Consider the following 833-nt stretch of genomic DNA (forward strand, 5'->3'; position numbering starts at 1 on the left):
TATCGACGCATTAGTCATGTCCTCAAGCCCCCGGATGTACTGATCAGAGGGGTGACAACTTTCCTGAAACTGGGGGTCAAAAAATGTAAGTGCCGATAGTTTTTCGTGAAACTGTCGTAGACTTACTAGGGTCACACATGAATTGAGTTCGGATTCAAGCTCGTCGAGGAACGATGGTCTAATAACTCTAAGTATCTTGTCTTCCTCTGTGTAATGTGCCCCAATTCTCCTCCGCTCCTGATCCAGCATGACGCTTTGGAACATCGAACCAAAGATGGCAGGGCTGATGGCTGCCCAATTAAACCTGCAGGCTGCGAGGAGAGCAGATCTGATTGCATCATTGCAAGAAGGTATCCTGAGTTGATCCGAGAAGAGATCACCATTTATGTAGGTAAATACCCGTAGCTCTTCGCTAAGGAGATTCGAGCGTTTAATCTCTGGTGTGTCTAATACCTGAAAGACCTCAGCAAGCTTGGAACCAAGATCGCTGCCGTCTTCGCGTGTCTGATGTGCGACATAGGCATGAAAAGCAGCTCTATCCCATACGTCAGTATCATCGGCAAACATGCAGAATAAGATTCTGGTCAGCCATACTCTCCGGTCTGCCTCTGAATAACCTGCATCCCTGAGTGAATCATGGAGCACTGCCATAATGCCAGTAGCTTTCTGATTGCAGTCTTCCTCAGATTCAAATGCTTCTACAGGGCTCTCGTGCCCAGCCATCCACCAGAACAGGTGTAAGTTTTCGGGGAGTTCATTTAGGGCACCTCGAAAAATACGATCAGCCCTTGCGTTGAGGCGACAATAGCTTATAATTTGAATAGTTAATTGCA

1 protein-coding gene is annotated in these 833 nt (G+C 47.1%); it reads right to left on the reverse strand.

From position 1 onward, the window contains the following. Positions 1–723, reverse strand: a 723-nt coding sequence (locus AC01FP_RS18150; RefSeq protein ID WP_474482218.1) for a type IIL restriction-modification enzyme MmeI, incomplete at its 3' end; no start/stop codon positions are given. Positions 724–833: the final 110 nt, after the last annotated feature.

This window comes from Cyanobium sp. NIVA-CYA 375 (assembly GCF_056108345.1).